General features: G+C 67.1%; 1 protein-coding gene. It reads right to left on the bottom strand.

Annotation, left to right across the window (positions count from 1 at the left end; all coding sequences use genetic code 11):
• Nucleotides 1-404 (bottom strand): condensation domain-containing protein (locus ACFHW0_RS31845; protein WP_416613329.1); only part of this gene is annotated, 404 nt, incomplete at both ends.

The following is a 404-nucleotide window of genomic DNA, read 5'->3' as shown; positions in this document are numbered from 1 at the left end:
ACCGTCAGCAACTCATGCCGACCGACCGGCACCCCCGGCTCCGCCACCAACACCGCAACCAACCGAGCGAAAGCGACGCTGAACTCCGCTACCGTCGCCTCGTCGAACAGGTCGGCCGCGTACTCGATCCCTCCCGCGATGCCGGCCGGCCGACCATCCGGGTCGTGGGACTCGGCGAAGGCAACCGTCAGATCGAACTTCGACACCCCCGCCCGGAAGGACAACTCGTTGCCGGCCAGCCCGCCCGCTGAGAGTGCCGGGTCGCCGTCGCCTTCCTGAAGCAGCATCACCTGGACAAGGGGATGGTATGCGGTGGTGCGGCTGGGGTTGAGCTCCTCTACGAGGCGTTCGAAGGGCAGATCCTGGTTCTCGTACGCGGCCAGATCGGTGTCACGAACCCGGGT

The organism is Micromonospora sp. LOL_025, assembly GCF_048060285.1.
Taxonomy (GTDB): domain Bacteria; phylum Actinomycetota; class Actinomycetes; order Mycobacteriales; family Micromonosporaceae; genus Micromonospora.
Note: the sequence above shows the minus strand (reverse complement) of the source record. Positions and strands in the feature narration are given on the sequence as shown.